Source organism: Paenibacillus mesotrionivorans (assembly GCF_046098205.1).
Taxonomy (GTDB): domain Bacteria; phylum Bacillota; class Bacilli; order Paenibacillales; family NBRC-103111; genus Paenibacillus_AR; species Paenibacillus_AR mesotrionivorans.
The window spans coordinates 104,870-120,402 of the sequence record NZ_JBJURJ010000021.1; the positions used below are offsets into that span (position 1 = coordinate 104,870).

General features: G+C 57.7%; 13 protein-coding genes and 1 pseudogene. 7 read left to right on the plus strand and 7 right to left on the minus strand.

Annotated features, from left to right (window positions below):
- Positions 1–162: 162 nt before the first annotated feature.
- The 5 genes from ACI1P1_RS25875 to ACI1P1_RS25895 all read right to left on the minus strand — a co-directional run bounded on the left by ACI1P1_RS25875 (position 163) and on the right by ACI1P1_RS25895 (position 6,243).
- A complete protein-coding gene (locus tag ACI1P1_RS25875) occupies positions 163–1,908 on the minus strand; it encodes an ABC transporter ATP-binding protein (RefSeq protein WP_416219396.1) in 1,746 nt (581 codons plus the stop codon).
- Complete coding sequence (locus ACI1P1_RS25880; protein WP_416219397.1) at positions 1,905–3,674, minus strand: ABC transporter ATP-binding protein; 1,770 nt, start codon at positions 3,672–3,674, stop codon at positions 1,905–1,907. The genes ACI1P1_RS25875 and ACI1P1_RS25880 overlap by 4 nt, the downstream gene beginning before the upstream one ends.
- Before the next feature lie 364 nt (positions 3,675–4,038).
- Positions 4,039–4,788, minus strand: coding sequence for a cupin domain-containing protein (locus ACI1P1_RS25885; protein ID WP_416219398.1), 750 nt, complete (start codon positions 4,786–4,788; stop codon positions 4,039–4,041).
- Between the two features lie 107 nt (positions 4,789–4,895).
- A complete protein-coding gene (locus ACI1P1_RS25890; RefSeq protein ID WP_416219399.1) occupies positions 4,896–5,741 on the minus strand; it encodes an ornithine carbamoyltransferase in 846 nt (281 codons plus the stop codon).
- Positions 5,742–5,763: 22 nt separating this feature from the next.
- Positions 5,764–6,243 (minus strand): DUF5680 domain-containing protein, encoded by a 480-nt coding sequence (locus ACI1P1_RS25895; RefSeq protein ID WP_416219400.1) that lies wholly within the window; start codon positions 6,241–6,243, stop codon positions 5,764–5,766.
- A gap of 160 nt (positions 6,244–6,403) precedes the next feature.
- Here ACI1P1_RS25895 and ACI1P1_RS25900 point away from each other — a divergent pair, with 160 nt between their 5' ends.
- Both ACI1P1_RS25900 and ACI1P1_RS25905 read left to right on the plus strand, forming a co-directional pair.
- Complete coding sequence (locus ACI1P1_RS25900; RefSeq protein WP_416219401.1) at positions 6,404–7,261, plus strand: helix-turn-helix domain-containing protein; 858 nt, start codon at positions 6,404–6,406, stop codon at positions 7,259–7,261.
- Positions 7,257–8,189, plus strand: coding sequence for a DMT family transporter (locus tag ACI1P1_RS25905; RefSeq protein ID WP_416219412.1), 933 nt, complete (start codon positions 7,257–7,259; stop codon positions 8,187–8,189). The genes ACI1P1_RS25900 and ACI1P1_RS25905 overlap by 5 nt, the downstream gene beginning before the upstream one ends.
- Positions 8,190–8,258: 69 nt before the next feature.
- Here ACI1P1_RS25905 and ACI1P1_RS25910 read toward each other — a convergent pair whose 3' ends face one another.
- The gene (locus tag ACI1P1_RS25910; RefSeq protein WP_416219402.1) at positions 8,259–9,158 is read right to left on the minus strand and encodes an AraC family transcriptional regulator; all 900 of its coding nucleotides are present in this window, start codon (positions 9,156–9,158) and stop codon (positions 8,259–8,261) included.
- A 211-nt stretch (positions 9,159–9,369) separates the two neighbouring features.
- On the opposite strand from ACI1P1_RS25910, the gene ACI1P1_RS25915 reads away from it, so the two are divergent.
- From ACI1P1_RS25915 to ACI1P1_RS25935, 5 genes and pseudogenes are all read left to right on the plus strand, one after another.
- The gene (locus tag ACI1P1_RS25915; protein WP_416219403.1) at positions 9,370–9,981 is read left to right on the plus strand and encodes a DUF1697 domain-containing protein; all 612 of its coding nucleotides are present in this window, start codon (positions 9,370–9,372) and stop codon (positions 9,979–9,981) included.
- Positions 9,982–10,617: 636 nt separating this feature from the next.
- Complete coding sequence (locus ACI1P1_RS25920; RefSeq protein ID WP_416219404.1) at positions 10,618–11,307, plus strand: response regulator transcription factor; 690 nt, start codon at positions 10,618–10,620, stop codon at positions 11,305–11,307.
- Complete coding sequence (locus ACI1P1_RS25925; RefSeq protein WP_416219406.1) at positions 11,304–12,314, plus strand: sensor histidine kinase; 1,011 nt, start codon at positions 11,304–11,306, stop codon at positions 12,312–12,314. The genes ACI1P1_RS25920 and ACI1P1_RS25925 overlap by 4 nt, the downstream gene beginning before the upstream one ends.
- Before the next feature lie 97 nt (positions 12,315–12,411).
- Positions 12,412–13,171: pseudogene (locus ACI1P1_RS25930) on the plus strand (ABC transporter ATP-binding protein); the annotation flags it as partial.
- Positions 13,164–15,095 (plus strand): FtsX-like permease family protein, encoded by a 1,932-nt coding sequence (locus tag ACI1P1_RS25935; protein WP_416219407.1) that lies wholly within the window; start codon positions 13,164–13,166, stop codon positions 15,093–15,095. The pseudogene ACI1P1_RS25930 and the gene ACI1P1_RS25935, both read left to right, overlap by 8 nt.
- 85 nt (positions 15,096–15,180) lie before the next feature.
- Here ACI1P1_RS25935 and ACI1P1_RS25940 read toward each other — a convergent pair.
- Positions 15,181–15,533: putative quinol monooxygenase (locus ACI1P1_RS25940; RefSeq protein ID WP_416219408.1), on the minus strand; the 353-nt coding region annotated here is incomplete at its 5' end.

Below are 15,533 nucleotides of genomic sequence, written 5' to 3' on the forward strand. Positions count from 1 at the left end.
CGGATGGCAGAGCGCAAGCGAGCGTAGAGCATCTGGCGGGGCTGCGGACTCAAGCGGGTACACAGCATCCGGCGGGCGACCCATTGCAAGCGGGTGTAGCGCCCGATGGGTCTCCGGACTGCGCGCCGCAACGGGAGCTGCCCGCTACCGTTCCACCTTCAGCTACCGGTACCACTGCTCCTGGGCGGTGTACAGCCGGGCATATTCCCCGCCTGCCGCCAGCAGCTCCTGATGACTGCCGCTTTCCGCAATCCGTCCGTCCTTCATAACCACGATCCGGTCCACCAGCTTGCACAGCCCCACCCGGTGAGAGATAATCACCGCCGTTTTGTCCTGGGCGGCATGGATAAAGGAACGGAGTATATCCGTTTCCACCAGCGGGTCCAAGGCGGCGGTGGGTTCATCCAGCAGAATCAGGCTGCTTGGGCGGAACAGCCCCCGGGCAATGGCCAGCTTCTGCCACTGGCCGCCGGACAGCTCCCGGCCCCCGAATTCACGGCCCATGGGCTCATCGAGGCCGCCTATCCCCTCCAGCCCCGCCTGCCGCAGGGCCTCCATAATATCGCCGTCGGCATGGAGCCGCTCCGTATCCGACAGCGCCACATTTTCCCGCAGGCTGAGATTATAGACGGCGAACTGCTGGGCTACTGCCGATGCCTGTCGGCGGAAACCCGTCTGGTCATAATGGCTGACCGGCACACCGTCGACGAAAACCTCTCCCTCCTCCGGCGGATAAAAACCCAGCAAAAGCCTGCCCAGAGTAGTTTTGCCGCTGCCGTTTTCCCCGAGCACGGCCACCTTTTCCCCTTTGCGGATCACCAGATCCAGATTAGAGAGCGCATAGCCCGTCTGTCCGGGATAACGGAAGGCCACACCCTCCAGGCGGATATCCATCTGCAGTCCGGGATAAGCGGTGCTGCCGTTTTCCTCCTCCTTTTGGTCCAGAAAAGCATAATAGTCCTTGGCATATCCCAACTGCTCGGGAATCCGCCCCAGGGATTGAAGAAATACCTTCATGGTCATCTGCATACTGAGGAACGCCGTAACGGAGGCGCCGAATACCCCCATCGTGACCTGCCCCCGCAGCGCCAGCATCAGCACCAGCCCGATGGAGGCGCCGTATCCCAGGATGCGGAACAGATCGCAGAAGAGCAGGCTGATGGCATCCTTCTTACCTACCGCCCACAGCTCCTCATTTACCTTGTCCCGGGTGGCAGTCCACTTCCCGGTGAGGTAGCCGTCGAAACCCGCCACCCGCATCTCCTTGGCCGTCTGGCGGGTATGGAACAGACTCCACAGATAGGCAAGCCGGCGGGTTTCCGGTGCCTGAGCCCGCCTCACGTGGAAGAACTCCTTCCCCCGTATCAGACGGGCAACCAAATACGGCAGCACCGACAGCAGCGACAAGGGCAATAGCCAAACGCTGTACCGGGCCAGCACGGCCGCAAGCGCAACCGCAGTTAAGGGAGCCCGCAAGAACACCAGGGTGCCGTTGAACAGTGCAGAGAGGGACTCGTCCTGAACTGCCTTATCGGCGCGCTCCTTGCGGTTTAACACCTCCGGGTCCTCCAGAGCCAAAAGAGGCAGCTTGGCCACCTTTTCATAAAGATTCATCCGGAAATAGGCGGTACCCTTTTCGTAAATCCCCGCGTTTACTGCAATGCTGAAGATGTATTCCAGGATATCGTTAATCAAATAAATAATCAGATAAAGGGCTGCATACAGGTACAGCTTAGTGCCGTCCGCCTGCCCGTTGATGGCTTTGGCCGCATGGTCGAACAGCCCGGCTGACACCACAGTCACAGCCGCCGGCACCAAAGCCCCCAGCAGCTGCTGGCAAACCGTAGCCGCCGCCGAAGCCGGCGCCCATTTGAATATACTGGCATAAATCCGGCGCAGACTGCTCATGATACCACCGCCTCCTTCCCGTACCAGGACCGCTGGCTTTCGTACATCCGGGCATACAAGCCTCCGGCCTCCATTAAGGCCCGGTGATTTCCGCTTTCCGCCACGATCCCATCGGCCAGCACAATAATCTTGTCCGCCATGCGGGCGCTGGCCAGACGGTGGGAGATAAGGATGCAGCCCCGGTTGGCCAGCACCCTGGCGAAGCTTTCGTACATCCGGCTTTCGGCCAAGGGGTCCAAAGCTGCAGCCGGTTCATCCAGGATCACGAAGGCGCTGTCCGGCAGGCACGCCCGGGCAAGGGCTACCCGCTGCCACTGGCCGCCGGAGAGATCCCTTCCCGCAGGGTCCAGCTTACCCAGGGGCATATCCAGATTACCGGCCAGCTCCTCTGCCATGCCCATTCGTAACGCGGCGCGGAGCGCCTCATCATTCTCCAGGCTGGATAAATCACCGAAGGCCACATTCTCCCGCAGGGACAGCTCATACCGCTGGTAATCCTGGAAGATGACCGAAAATATCCGCTTCAACTCACTGCGCTTTAGCTCCCGGATGGGAATGCCATTGACCAGAATACGTCCGCTGTCCGGCTCATAAAGACGGCACAACAGCTTGATGATCGTGGATTTGCCCGCCCCGTTCTCCCCCACCAGAGAGACCCGTTCCCCCGGACTCACCGTAAAGCTCACTCCGCTCAGCACAGGGAGGGACGTCTTGGGATATGTAAATACCACCTGCTCAAACTCCACCGTAAGCGGTTCGTCTCCCAACGTCCGGTTCCCGTATACCGCCTCCGGAAGGGCCAGGAAGGCATAATAATGATCCATCAGCAAATAGCGCGAGCGCAGGCGCTGCAGGGTATGGGAAAGCAGCTCCGCATTGCTGATCACCGCACCGGTGGAGGCGATCAGTGCAGTAAACAGACCGATGGTCATGTCCCCCCGCAGCGCACCGGCGACCAGGCTGAGAACAATAAAAGCCGCCCAAACCTTGAACAGAAGCAGACTTACAAGATAATAACGCTGGGCGTGGAAGGTGGTTTTGACCCGGGTGCGGAGCACCTGGTGGGCTAAGCCCCGCCATTTCCCCATAATAAACTCCGTTGCGCCGAACAGCTTTAGCTCGAACAGGGCCGCCTTGCCGGCCACCAGATTCCCCAGGTCCCGCATCCGCCGCTCATCCGTGGACTGGCTGTTGAGCATGGTGTTCATCATATCCGCCGCCTTGAAATCCAGCCACACCACAGGGACCAGCAGTACCAGGAACCCGGCCATAAACCACCATCCCACCTGGGCAAACACAAGAGCGGAGCCAGCCATGGCCATCATGCAGGTCAGCACCCCCGTCACGCTCAAAAACAGCTGGAACACCTTGTCCTGAGGATCGCTGGACATACGCTGGAGGGTATCCTGCACGTCCTTGTCCTCAAAGCAGGCATATTCCAGCCGTTTGAACTTGTCCACAATATTCGGCGTCATGCCGCTGTTCAGTCTCCGTTTGATGGCGATGCCGAGAATTCCGTCCAGGAAACCGCCCTCCGTCGAGTTGAACAGCAGCGCCCCCAGAAGGCAAGCGCACCAGACGGCCAAGGGCTTCCAGCCTGCCCCGTGGGCTACCACACCCGAAGCAGCGTCGATCACCCGTTGGATAAAATAGATGGACAACGGCGCCATCACCCCCGTCAGCCCCAGCTGCACCAGCTTGATCACCGTCAGTCCCGGGGCGTACCGGAACAAAATCCTAATCGTCCTCAATGATTTTCGAAACATGCTGTCCTCCCGTTAACCATTCAATGTATTCACGATCCATAACCAATAGCAATCCTGCTGCGTTTCCGCCGCACCAATGACCGATGAAATGTCACAGATGGCCTTCAAATCGGCTTCGCCCATTTCGAGGGTTCATAACACATCCAGCCTGAGGCTTGGACGGTGTTATTTCAGGGTAGCGCCAGTATACGCTCCGGCCATTGGGAAAACCAGGGAAAATTCAGTTACATCAAAACCCTCCCGGCACATAACAAAAGCCGCCAGGCGGATAACCCTGCGGCTTAGATCATGTGCTATTCAGATCGGCTTGCTATAGTCAGCTTACTGTCTTACTGAATGAGCATACACCTGCGGCAGCTTCCTCTCAGTCGTCCCCCTGCCCCTGCTGGCCCGGATAAACATACGGCTGTCCATACGAGGGAGGATAACCCTGGGCGTAACCCTGGACAGGGGTATGCCCATAATACGGATGGTTGTAATATCCGCCATAGGTGCTGCGGGCAGTCTGTGCCGGCTGCTGACCGGCTCCTTGGTCATGGATCATCGCCTCAGGCTGTGGTGTCGCAGGCTGATGGTACTGGGCACAGCCGGCCGGAGGCCCGATCACCGTTGTCGCTGTAATGGGAGCCAGCGCCTGCGTAATGGCCGCCTGATCCAGGCAATAGGTATGCGCCAGGAGGTTACGGGGCACCAGCCTCAGGAAATCCGATATGCCGATAAACTCGGGCACCGGTGCATCGAATACCGCCAGCAGATGGGTGCCGTCCTCTGTGGCCACCTCCCAGTGGATCCAGCCTTGGGGCACATTAGCCACCTGTCCGGGCGTAATGCCATACTGCTGCACCTGCTTGGTAAAGGGGTTCAGCATGGACACCACCGCCGCCCCCGAAATGGCATACACCAGCTCCGATGCATTCTGGTGGATATGCGGCTCGACAACGTTGCCTTTGGTCAAATAAATATCCAGCAGGGATACATTCCCCAATGTGTTCAGCTGCTGCACACCCAGCGCATAGATAACATTGCCGCTGTCCTTGGCGAACATCGGGTTATTGCGCAGATCGTAGGTATACTGCGCATTCGGCGATGTGAAGTCCATATATGAAACCGCCACAAGCAATCCTCTCCCCGGGGTAAATGTTGGAAACCATCCACCCGTTATGTATATTCCGCCGGAGAAAAGGTAGAACGGCTGATCTGTGTAGGCAGCCTAAGGCGGCCTTACCGCTCCAGACCATACAGGAGCGCCGCCTGCTGGACCTCCAGAAGATGCCGCTTAAAGCCGTAGCCCACGAAATACGGGGAGTCGATGACGGAGCCGCTAACCTCCTCCTCCACACGGAAGGGCGGGCAGGGATTAAGCAGGGCACCCGGTCTGGCCAATGCCATCCGCTCCGGAGTGATCCGGTAATCCCGGTAGTAGCTCTCTTCACGGAACGGGGTGGGCAGAGGGTCCGTCAGCACCACATCACTCTCCCGGAGGGCCTCCTCCAAGGAGTCGGTAAAACGGTAATAGCGGCCCTCCTCCGCCATTTGCTGGCCGGGCCGGCAGACATGGATGAACGTTAGCCCCATCACCTGCGCCATGTGCATCCAGGTGCGGCCAATGTTGCCCGGAGGCCCTACAAAGGCATACGTCAGCCCCCGGTAATCCGGCCGCTGGAGACGCAGGGCATACAGATCCGCAAGGATTTCGCAGGGATGATTGTATGTGGTCATGGCATTGATGACGGGAATGTGGGCTTGGGCCGCCAGCTCCCGGAGCTTGTCCAGGTCCGGATGCCGGATGATGGCCGCATCCGCCCAATTTTCCAGATAACCCATTACATCCCGGAGCCGTTCCGGCTTGTCCAGCGCCTCCGGCGGGAACAGAATAGTCCGCCCGCCCAATTGCTGGATCCCCTTCTCGAAGGTAATACGTGTGCGGATGCTGGACTCGGGAAAGAAGATTACGCAGGTTTTCCCCGCCAGCAGAGAGCCCTCCTGCTTCAACCGAAGGCTGTCCGCCCGCTCATAAATATCCAGAATGATGGACTCGTCCAGCTCTTCAATGTCCAGCAGATGCACGTCTATCATCCCCTTCGTTTATTCAGTCCAACAGCAAACCTCCGCTGTACTGAAGCTCATACACAGACTCTCCGTCCAGCAGGATGGATTCCGACCCGCGGAAGCTTTCCAGCCTGCCTTCGGAGGTGCTGCGGTACTCCCAGTCGCCCTCCCGCCAGCGCTCCGGTCCCCGGTAAAGCTGATGGGCGTTGACCTGCAAAAGGGCCTCCCTCAGGAAGCGGTATACGGCCGCCGTCCGCTCCCGGCTTGCCGGAGACATGTTAACCCCTCCGGAATATACCATGGTCCAAACGGGACGTCCCGCCAGCTCCACAACCTCCTGCCCGGCAAAAAAGTCCATGCCAAAATAAATATCCCGGTACCGCCAGTCTCCATTGGCATATTCCAGCTGCTTGGAGCCTGTCAAAACCGGGGGCACAGAGGCTTCGTCCCCTTGGGCGGCGTATGTATGCCGTTTGGCCTCCACCAAAAACCGGACCAGTGCTTCCTTTTCCAACAGCATACCATATTTCCTCATTTCCATCGGTATTTATTTCCGCAAACATATGTTCCCCTATGCCAGTATACAGCTTTATGCCCAATTGAGCAAGATTCTACAATCTTTCGGAAGCCTCCTTGTGGTATTCTTACACTAAAGCATTACCGCAACGGAGGATTGGAGCATGGCGAAGGAAAAAAGAACGGTTTGTTATGATGCGGCGTTGGGCATCGAAGCCTACCGGTTTGAGGGGGTTATGCAGAAATTCCCCAACCATTTCCATGACTACTATGTCATCGGATTTATCGAGGCGGGCCGGCGGCTCCTGGTTTGCAAAAATGAGGAAACCATCATCACCCCCGGGGATATTACGGTGTTTAATCCCGGTGATGTCCATTCCTGCGAGCAGCTGGACGGCAGAGCGCTGGACTACCGCTGTCTCAACATACAGGAGGATGCCATGAAGCGGATGGTGGGGGAAATTACGGGCCGGTCCTATCTGCCCCGCTTCAAACGCCCGGTCCTGGTCCAAAGCGAGCTGGCCGCGTCCCTGTGCGAGCTGCACCGGATGATTGCCGCCGGGGAACAGGAGATGGATAAGGAGGAGCTGGCGCTGCTGTTTATCAGCCAATTTTTGCAGGAGGAGGCGGATCTGCCTTCGGAGACGGCTAGCCCGGAGCCGGAGGACGGGATGAGGGAGGTTTGCGCTTATCTCGAGGCCAACTACCAGCAGGCCGTGTCCTTGGACGGGATCAGCAGCCTGGCTGGCATGAGCAAATATCATTTTCTCCGTTCGTTCACCCGGTCCATGGGCATTACGCCGCACTGCTATCTCCAGGCCATTCGGATCGGACGGGCCAAGCAGCTGCTGGAGCAGGGGCTGTCCCCGGCGGAAACGGCGCAGCGGACCGGCTTTAGCGACCAGCCTCATTTTACCCATACCTTCAAAAAACTGATCGGACTGACACCACGGCAGTATATGCGGATCTTCTCCGGCGGGCCGGTGCGGCAGCCCCACCTTCAAGGAGGCAAACATGATTAAAGCAAGAGCCGCAGCGGCAGGCCATGCAGCCGCCATCTTCACCATTTTCGTCTGGGGCACCACCTTCATCTCCACCAAGGTGCTGCTGGGGGACTTCTCCCCGTTTGAAATCCTGTTTTTCCGGTTTACGCTGGGGTATCTGGCCCTGCTGGCTGTCCATCCCCGCTTCGTCAAAACCTCCGGCTTCCGGGAGGAGCTGCTGTTTGCAGGGGCAGGGCTTTGCGGCGTAACGCTGTATTTTCTATTGGAAAATATCGCGCTCACCCTGACGCTCACGTCCAACGTTGGCATCATCGTCTCGGTGGCGCCATTTTTTACGGCAGTGGCGGCCCACTTCTTCCTGAAGGGGGAAGGGCTGCGCCCGCCCTTTTTCGTCGGCTTCGCATTAGCCATGCTGGGCATTGTGCTGATTACGCTGAACGGCAGCTACGCCCTGGAGTTGAATCCCGCCGGGGACATCATGGCTGTGCTGGCCTGTGTGTTTTGGGCCTTCTATTCCGTGCTCATGCGCAAAATCAGCGTGCTTAAGCATAGCAACATCGCCTCTACCCGGCGGGTGTTCTTCTACGGGCTGGTGTTTATGCTTCCGGCACTGGGCTTTATGGATTTACATCTGGCGCCGGAGCGGTTCGCCGATCCCGTGAATCTGCTGAATCTGCTGTTCCTGAGTTTCTTCGCCTCCGCCCTGTGCTTCGCCTCGTGGAACTGGTGCGTAGGGGTGCTGGGCGCTGTCAAAACCAGCGTGTACATCTATCTGGTACCCGTGGTAACCATCGCTGCCTCCTGGCTGATCCTCCATGAGCGGCTGACCGGCACCGCCATGGTGGGGGCTCTGCTGACCCTGGCAGGGCTGTTCATTTCGGAGCGGAAGCCAAAGCTAACACAAACCCCCGCCTACAAAGAAGCGGAGGCAGGGGTAAAAGGGTGATGCGGTGACGTCCTGCTTTGCTCCAAGAGGCGGGATGCCCCGGTGCCGGAGCCTGCCGTGAAAGTCGGGTCAGCCTCTTTTTTTCACCGGAAACCACAGCTCGATGTAGCCCTCTCCATCTGTCCCGCCGTAGATTTCCAGATCCACGCCCTCCAACAGCTCATAGCCGGAGGTAGGCAGCCATTCACTGTACACCCGCTTATAGAGATTTTCAATAACATCGCCAATGTTGTCCCAGCTTCCCTTCTCCGAGGGAAAAATCACCCAGGTATACGCCGGAATATCCACTACGGTGTATCCTTCGGTTTTGCTGGCGGGGCCGACGAACGCCCCTAACATATACGGAAAGGTGTCCCCCTCCGTCTTCCGGTAGCCGCAGGCCCCATGGAGCCTGCACAGCTCCGGGCTGACATAGGACGGCAGGCCGCCCGCATTTTGAAACAGCCTCCTGTATTCCCCGTTGGCCTGGCTTTGCACCCACAGGTCATGGGGGGTGCGGGGGGCGCTTTCGTTTTCCTTGTCGGGGTGAAACACACCCTCAAGTCCGAACATTTGGAACGCTTCCTTGGTTTCAATCCGGTAGTTCATGGGCTGCACTCCTTTGATGGTGATTTGGAAGGAGATGCGCGGATACGCCTTCAGAGTAACCCCCGCAGTGCGGGCCTGGGTGGGAGTTATCCCGTGAACTGCCTGGAAGGCGCGGGAAAAGGCCACGCCGGAATCGTAGCCGTACTTGACCGCCAGATCCAGCACCTTGATGCTGCTGTTCTGCAGCTCGATGCCCGCTTGGGTCAGGCGCCTGCGGCGGACATATTCCGCAAGCGATGTGCCTGTAATAAACGAGAACATCCGCTGGAAGTTGAAGCTGGAGCAGCAGGCCTTCCTTGCGGCCACCGCATAGTCTACCTCACCCATGAGATTTTCCTCGATATAGTCCAGAGCACTGTTCATTTGGGCTAACCAATCCATTCGCATCTCTTCCTTTCACAACCGATCATATCCCTTCGCAGCCGACGCTCGCGCAACTTCTTCTGCACAATTTCGTCAGTTGGATCTGAAATTTGAGGACCTTCTGTGACATGTCATCGACGTTCAGGGCGTCAGACACCACAGCACGGACAGCCATTTTGTGGCATACTAAAACTATAGCATGCGGGGACAAGAAAAAAGGAGTGACAATATGGTTTACGTTGCACTGTTGCGGGGCATCAATGTCGGCGGCAATAATAAAGTGGATATGAAGCGGCTGAAGCTGGCTTTTGAGCAGGCCGGCATGCGGCAGGTAATCACGTATATCAATTCCGGCAACATTGTGTTCTCTTGGGGCGCTGAGGATGGGGTGAGCAGCGGAGACCTATCCCGGGGGCAGGAACAGGAGCGGAAGCACAAGCTGGCCGGGATTCTGGAGGACGTGATTCTCCGGGAATTTAACCTGCCCATCCGGGTAGTGATCCGCAGCCTGGAGGATATCCGCGGGGTGATCCGGCATCTGCCGGAAACCTGGACCAATGACGACACCATGCGGAGCGATGTGTTGTTCCTCTGGGCCGAAGCGGACGCGCCTGAGGTGCTGGACGAGCTCAAGTTCAAGCCGGAGATCGACCGGGTGCTTTATGCGCCGGGCGCCGTGCTTTGGTCGGTGGACCGGGCCAACGCCACCCGCAGCGGGATGCAGAAGCTGATCGGCACCCGGCTGTACGGCCTTATGACCGTCCGCAACGTCAACACCACCCGCAAAATCCACCAGCTGATGGAGGACGCGGCAGCGGTGGCGGAAGCAGAGGGCGGCTGATACGCCAGCTGTTCTCCTGGGGTGGTGGCAGTATCGGACACACGCTTCTTATCTCGCTTGGGCGGCCCCCGCGGACACGGACGGCTCATCTCCCTCAGCATTGGCGGCGAGTCCGTGCAGCTTATCTTACTTGGGCGGCCCCAGCAGATGCTCGCTGCTTATCTTACTTTGACAGCCCCAGCGGAAGCGTACTGCCTATCTCCATTGGCGCTGCTTGCCTGCGTATCACATCGGCTCTAACGGCGGTGAAAGCCCTTATTTCCGCGAAAACACCGCCCCAAAAATTCTAACGGCGGCCAGCGCCGCTATTTGGGCCAAACCACCCGCCGCAAGCCCGGTTTTGGCCAAATAACGTCTCCTGCTTCCGTTAGATTCTGCAATCCCCTATTTCGGGCCAAATAGCGGCTCTCACCGCCGTTAAAACCATAACGCGCCTCCAGCTACCGGGGCCACGACACTGCAGCTTTTCCCTCAAATGGGCCCTGCCCATTTCGAGGCTTCCATACCCCATCCGGCCTCTGGCACGGACCGGGGGATTACAGGCTTTTTCCCTCAAATGGGCTCTGCCCACTTCGAGGCTTCCATACCCCATCCGGCCTCCGGCACGGACCGGGGTATTACAGGGGGATATCCACTATGTTCAACATTCTGCTCATCGAGGACGATGCCGCCTTGTTCGGCGAGATCCGCCAGCGGCTTGCCCAGTGGTCCTACCAGGTCCACGGCATAACCGATTTCGGCCGGGTGCTGGAGGAGTTCGCGGCGCTGAAGCCGGAGCTGGTTATTATCGATATCCAGCTGCCGCAGTATGACGGTTTCCATTGGTGCCGCACCATCCGGGCCCATTCCAAGGTCCCGATCCTGATGCTCTCCTCCCGGGACCATCCCAGCGACATGGTCATGTCCATGACCCTGGGGGCGGATGACTACGTCCAGAAGCCCTTCCACTTCGAGGTGCTGGTGGCCAAAATCCAGGCCATCCTGCGCCGGGTCTACAATTACACCAGCGACCGGCCGGAGCTTCGCACCTGGCGGGGGGCCACCGTCGAGCCGGTCAAAAATACCGTTTCCAGTCCCCAGGGCACCGTACTGCTAACCAAAAACGAAATGTTCCTCTTAAACATCCTGGTGGAACACAAGGGGCAGATTGTCACCCGGGAGGCGATGATCCAGGCCTTGTGGGACAACGAGGACTTTGTCAGCGACAATACCCTAACGGTGAACGTAAACCGGCTGCGCAAGAAGCTGGAGCCACTGGGGCTGGACGCCTGCATCGAAACCCGGGTGGGCCAAGGCTACATCGCCACGGAAGAGGGAACCCTATGATCCGCCGCTACCTGAAGGAGCGCCGCAGCTGGCTCCTGCTCCTCTTGGTGCTGGAGATGCTGCTGCTGTTCGTGGCTTATGTGGACCCGTCCATCGCTCTCCTGCCGGCCCTTTATCTGGCCGGGCTGAACGCAATCCTGTGCGCCGCCTTCCTCTGCTGGCGGTACTTCCGGGAAACCCGCTTTTACCGGAACCTGGAGGCCGGGGAGCATCTGTATGATCCCCAGGCCCTCCCGGAAGCAGCCAGCCCCTTCCAGGCCATCGTCCGGGAAGCCGTGCTGGACCAAACCGAGGGCAGCCGCCGGGAGTCCGCATCCAACGCCCATGTTCTGGAGCAGGAGAAGAATGATCTGCTCTCCTGGATTCACGAGGTGAAGACCCCCCTCTCTGCCATGCATCTGATGCTGGGCCGGGTCACCGACGAACCCCTGAAGAACCAGCTCCAGCAGGAATGGCTGCGGATCCATCTGCTGCTGGACCAGGAGCTGCACCGCAAGCGCCTGCCTTTTCTAAAGAATGACCTCTACATTGAATCAGTCCAGCTGGGGCCGGTGCTGAACAAGGAAATCCGCGATCTCAGGTCCTGGTGCATTCCCAAGGGAATCGGGTTTGAGCTGAATCTGAAGGCGGAAGAGACCCTGACCGATGCCAAGTGGCTGGGCTTCATCCTGCGGCAGCTGCTCAGCAACGCAGTGAAATACAGCGGACCAGGCACGGATATTTCCATCACCAGCGAGGAGCAGGATGCCCATGTGCTTCTGACCGTCCGCGACCGGGGCCGGGGAATCGAACCCAAGGATCTGCCGCGGATCTTCGACAAAGGCTTCACCTCCACCCGCAACCGGCAGGACGGGGGCAGCGCCACCGGCATGGGGCTCTATCTGGCCCAACAGGCGGCACAATCCCTTCTCATCGTCATCAAGGCGGAATCCGTGCCCGGCGAAGGCAGCGCGTTTACGCTGGTATTCCCCCGGGAGAACGATTTGGTCCGTCTTGCGGGCATGTGACAATAATGTCACATGCTCCTTTCTTTTGTTCGGCGAAACGCAGGAAAAAGCCCTGTGCCCTGACTTATGATGGAGGTATCAAAGGAGTGAAGCAAATATGACGATTCTGGAAGCCTCCAATATTTACAAAACCTACGGCAACAAGCTGAACCGCCAGGAGGTGCTCAAGGGCATCGACCTGAAGGTGCGCAAGGGCGAATTTGTGGGCATTATGGGCCCGTCCGGGTCAGGGAAAACGACTCTTCTGAATGTCCTGTCCTCCATCGACCGGGTAAGCCAGGGCACTATCGATATCGAAGGCCAAACCTTCACCAGCATGAAGGAAAAAGCCCTTGCAGAATTCCGCAAGCGCCACCTGGGTTTTATTTTTCAGGATTATAATCTGCTGGATACCCTGACCGTAAAGGAAAATGTGCTGCTGCCCTTATCCATCACGGATATCAGCCGCCGCGAAGCCCACCAGCGGTTTGAGGAGGTAGCCCGGGAGCTGGGCATCTTCGAGCTGAAGGATAAATACCCGTCGGAAATCTCCGGGGGGCAGAAGCAGCGGACCTCCGCAGCCAGAGCCTTCATTCATCAGCCAGGGATTATTTTCGCCGATGAGCCTACGGGGGCCCTGGATTCCAAGTCCGCCTCCGACCTGCTGAACAAACTCTCCGAGATGAACCAGAAGCGCCAGGCCACCATCGTCATGGTCACCCATGATCCCATGGCCGCCAGCTTCTGCAGCCGGGTGGTGTTTATCCGGGACGGGCAAATTTACACCCAGCTGGAGAAGGGCACGGAAACCCGGCAGTCCTTCTTAGGGGATATTATTAAAACCCAAGGAGTGCTGGGCGGGGTGCAGCCATGAGCATCCATTTTATCATCCTGCGCAACCTCAAGAAGAACATCCGCAACTACTATCTTTATGTGTTTGCGCTGATCTTCAGTGTGGCCCTGTATTTTTCCTTCGTGACCCTGCGGTACGACCCGGCCATGGACGAAGCGGAGGGTAGCATCAAAGGAGCGGCCGCCATCGGCGCCTCCTCCATCCTGCTGGTGGCCATCGTTGCTATTTTTCTGCTTTATGCCAACACCATTTTCATCAAACGCCGCAGCCGTGAAATCGGTTTGTTCCAATTAATCGGGCTCACCAAGGGGAAAATATTCCGGCTGCTTAGCGCCGAGAACTTGATTCTCTATTTCGGCTCCATGCTTCTGGGAATCGGGGCGGGGTTTGCCGTATCCCGGCTGATTCTCATGATTCTCTTCAAGATTATCGGCGTGGACGAAATGGCCCGGCTGCAATTTTCGCCCCAGGCGCTGCTGCAGACCGTCCTCGTCTTCGCCACCGTGTACCTGTTGATCATGCTCATGAATTACCTGTTTATCAAGGGCCAGACCATTCTGTCCCTGTTCCGGGTCACGTCCACCGCACAAGAGCGGGTTAAACGCATCTCCGTGTGGGACATCATCATGGGGCTCTTGGGCCTGGGCTTCATCGGTGGGGGCTACGCTCTGTCCGCCCGGCTGTTCGGCGGCGCATTCACGACTATGGAGGAGCTGATGATGGCGATGGTTGCCATCCTCGCCTTGGTAATCGCCGGCACCTACCTGTTCTACAAAGGCTCTGTGCGCTTTTTGTTCAATTTGATCCGCAAAAGCAAAAACGGCTACCTGTCCGTAAACGAGGTGCTGTCCCTGTCCTCCATTATGTTCCGGATGCGGTCCAACGCGCTTTTGTTAACGGTCATTACCACCGTATCCGCTCTGGCTATCGGGCTGCTGTCGTTAAGCTACATCTCGTACACTTCCACGGAGACCACCGCCAGGGATGTGTCGCCGCATCATTTCGGCTTTGTGAAGGAGAAGGACAAGGACCAGTTCGCAGAAGCGCTTCATGCAAGCAGCATCAGCTTTCGGGAGTTTCGGATTCCCTCGTTTCAACTGGAGATTGAAGCCTCCAAATTTGTCGATGCTTCCGCTATGGCAATGGCAGATTTATCGGGTTTGGCCGTCAATATGGTGGAGGATACGGCAGTAGGCATGGACGTGAAGCCCGGGGAAGCCCATTTCAGCGCCGGCTCCTCCCTGTTTAATATGCTGTCTCCGCGCAACAATGTGGAAATCGGGATTGAGCTTGGGGGCAAAACCATTCCGCTGACCGTCACCTCCGTCTCCAAGATTTCCGTTTTACCCATGTATTACGGACAAGCGCTGGTGGTGGATGAAGCGGATTACCGGACCATCTCCGCGGCAGCCGCAGTTACCCCGCCCAAACGCTATAAGGTATCCGAGGTGTATTACGGAATCAACCTGGACGACTCTAACCAAATTGCCGCGGCCAATGAGATCTTTTTAACCCATGAGGGAGACGCCTTCAACAGCTTCTCACAGTACCAGACTAAGGTGGACCAACGCACCAACATGGGCCTGATTATGTTTATTGTGGCCTTCCTGGGACTCACCTTCCTGATCACCTCCGGCTGTATCCTGTACTTCAAGCAGATGGATGAAAGCGAGGAGGAAAAAAGCGGCTACACCATTCTGCGGAAGCTGGGCTTTACCCCCGGGAACCTGCTCGCAGGCATCCGCTTCAAGCAGCTGTTCAACTTCGGCATCCCGCTGGTAGTGGGCTTGAGCCACAGCTATTTCGCCGTCAAATCCGGGTGGTTCTTCTTCGGCACAGAGATGCTGTCGCCCACGATCCTGGTGATGCTGGTGTATACCGGACTGTATTCCATCTTTGGCTTATTGTCTGTTCTGTATTACAAACGGGTCATCGGCGAATCGCTGTAAACGCGGCCGCTTCCGCGACAAACAACAAAACGGGGATCCTCCGGCTTTACGCCTGAAGAATCCCCGTTTTTTGCGCGCAAGCCGATTAATGGCCTGCTGTTTTGACTTGCTCGCCGTTGAATACATTCAGACCCAGCGGTGCGGCCAAAAACTCCTTCGCTTTGGCCCCGAAGGCTTGGAAGTGGCTGCTTTTGTTATGGACGTCCACGGCCTCGGGACTTTTCCAAACCTCGACCATCAGATAGGAGTGCTCCTTGCCGGCCTCCTGGAAGAGATCATAGGAGACATTACCCTCCTCGGCTCTGGAAGCGGCAAGCAGTCCCTCAACCTCCTGCAGGAACTCTTCATTTTTAGCCGGATTGATGCGGAGGGACGCGTGAATAATGATCATGGTGTGTTCATCCTTTTCGTCTTTTATGGGTGTTCGGAGCAAATGGA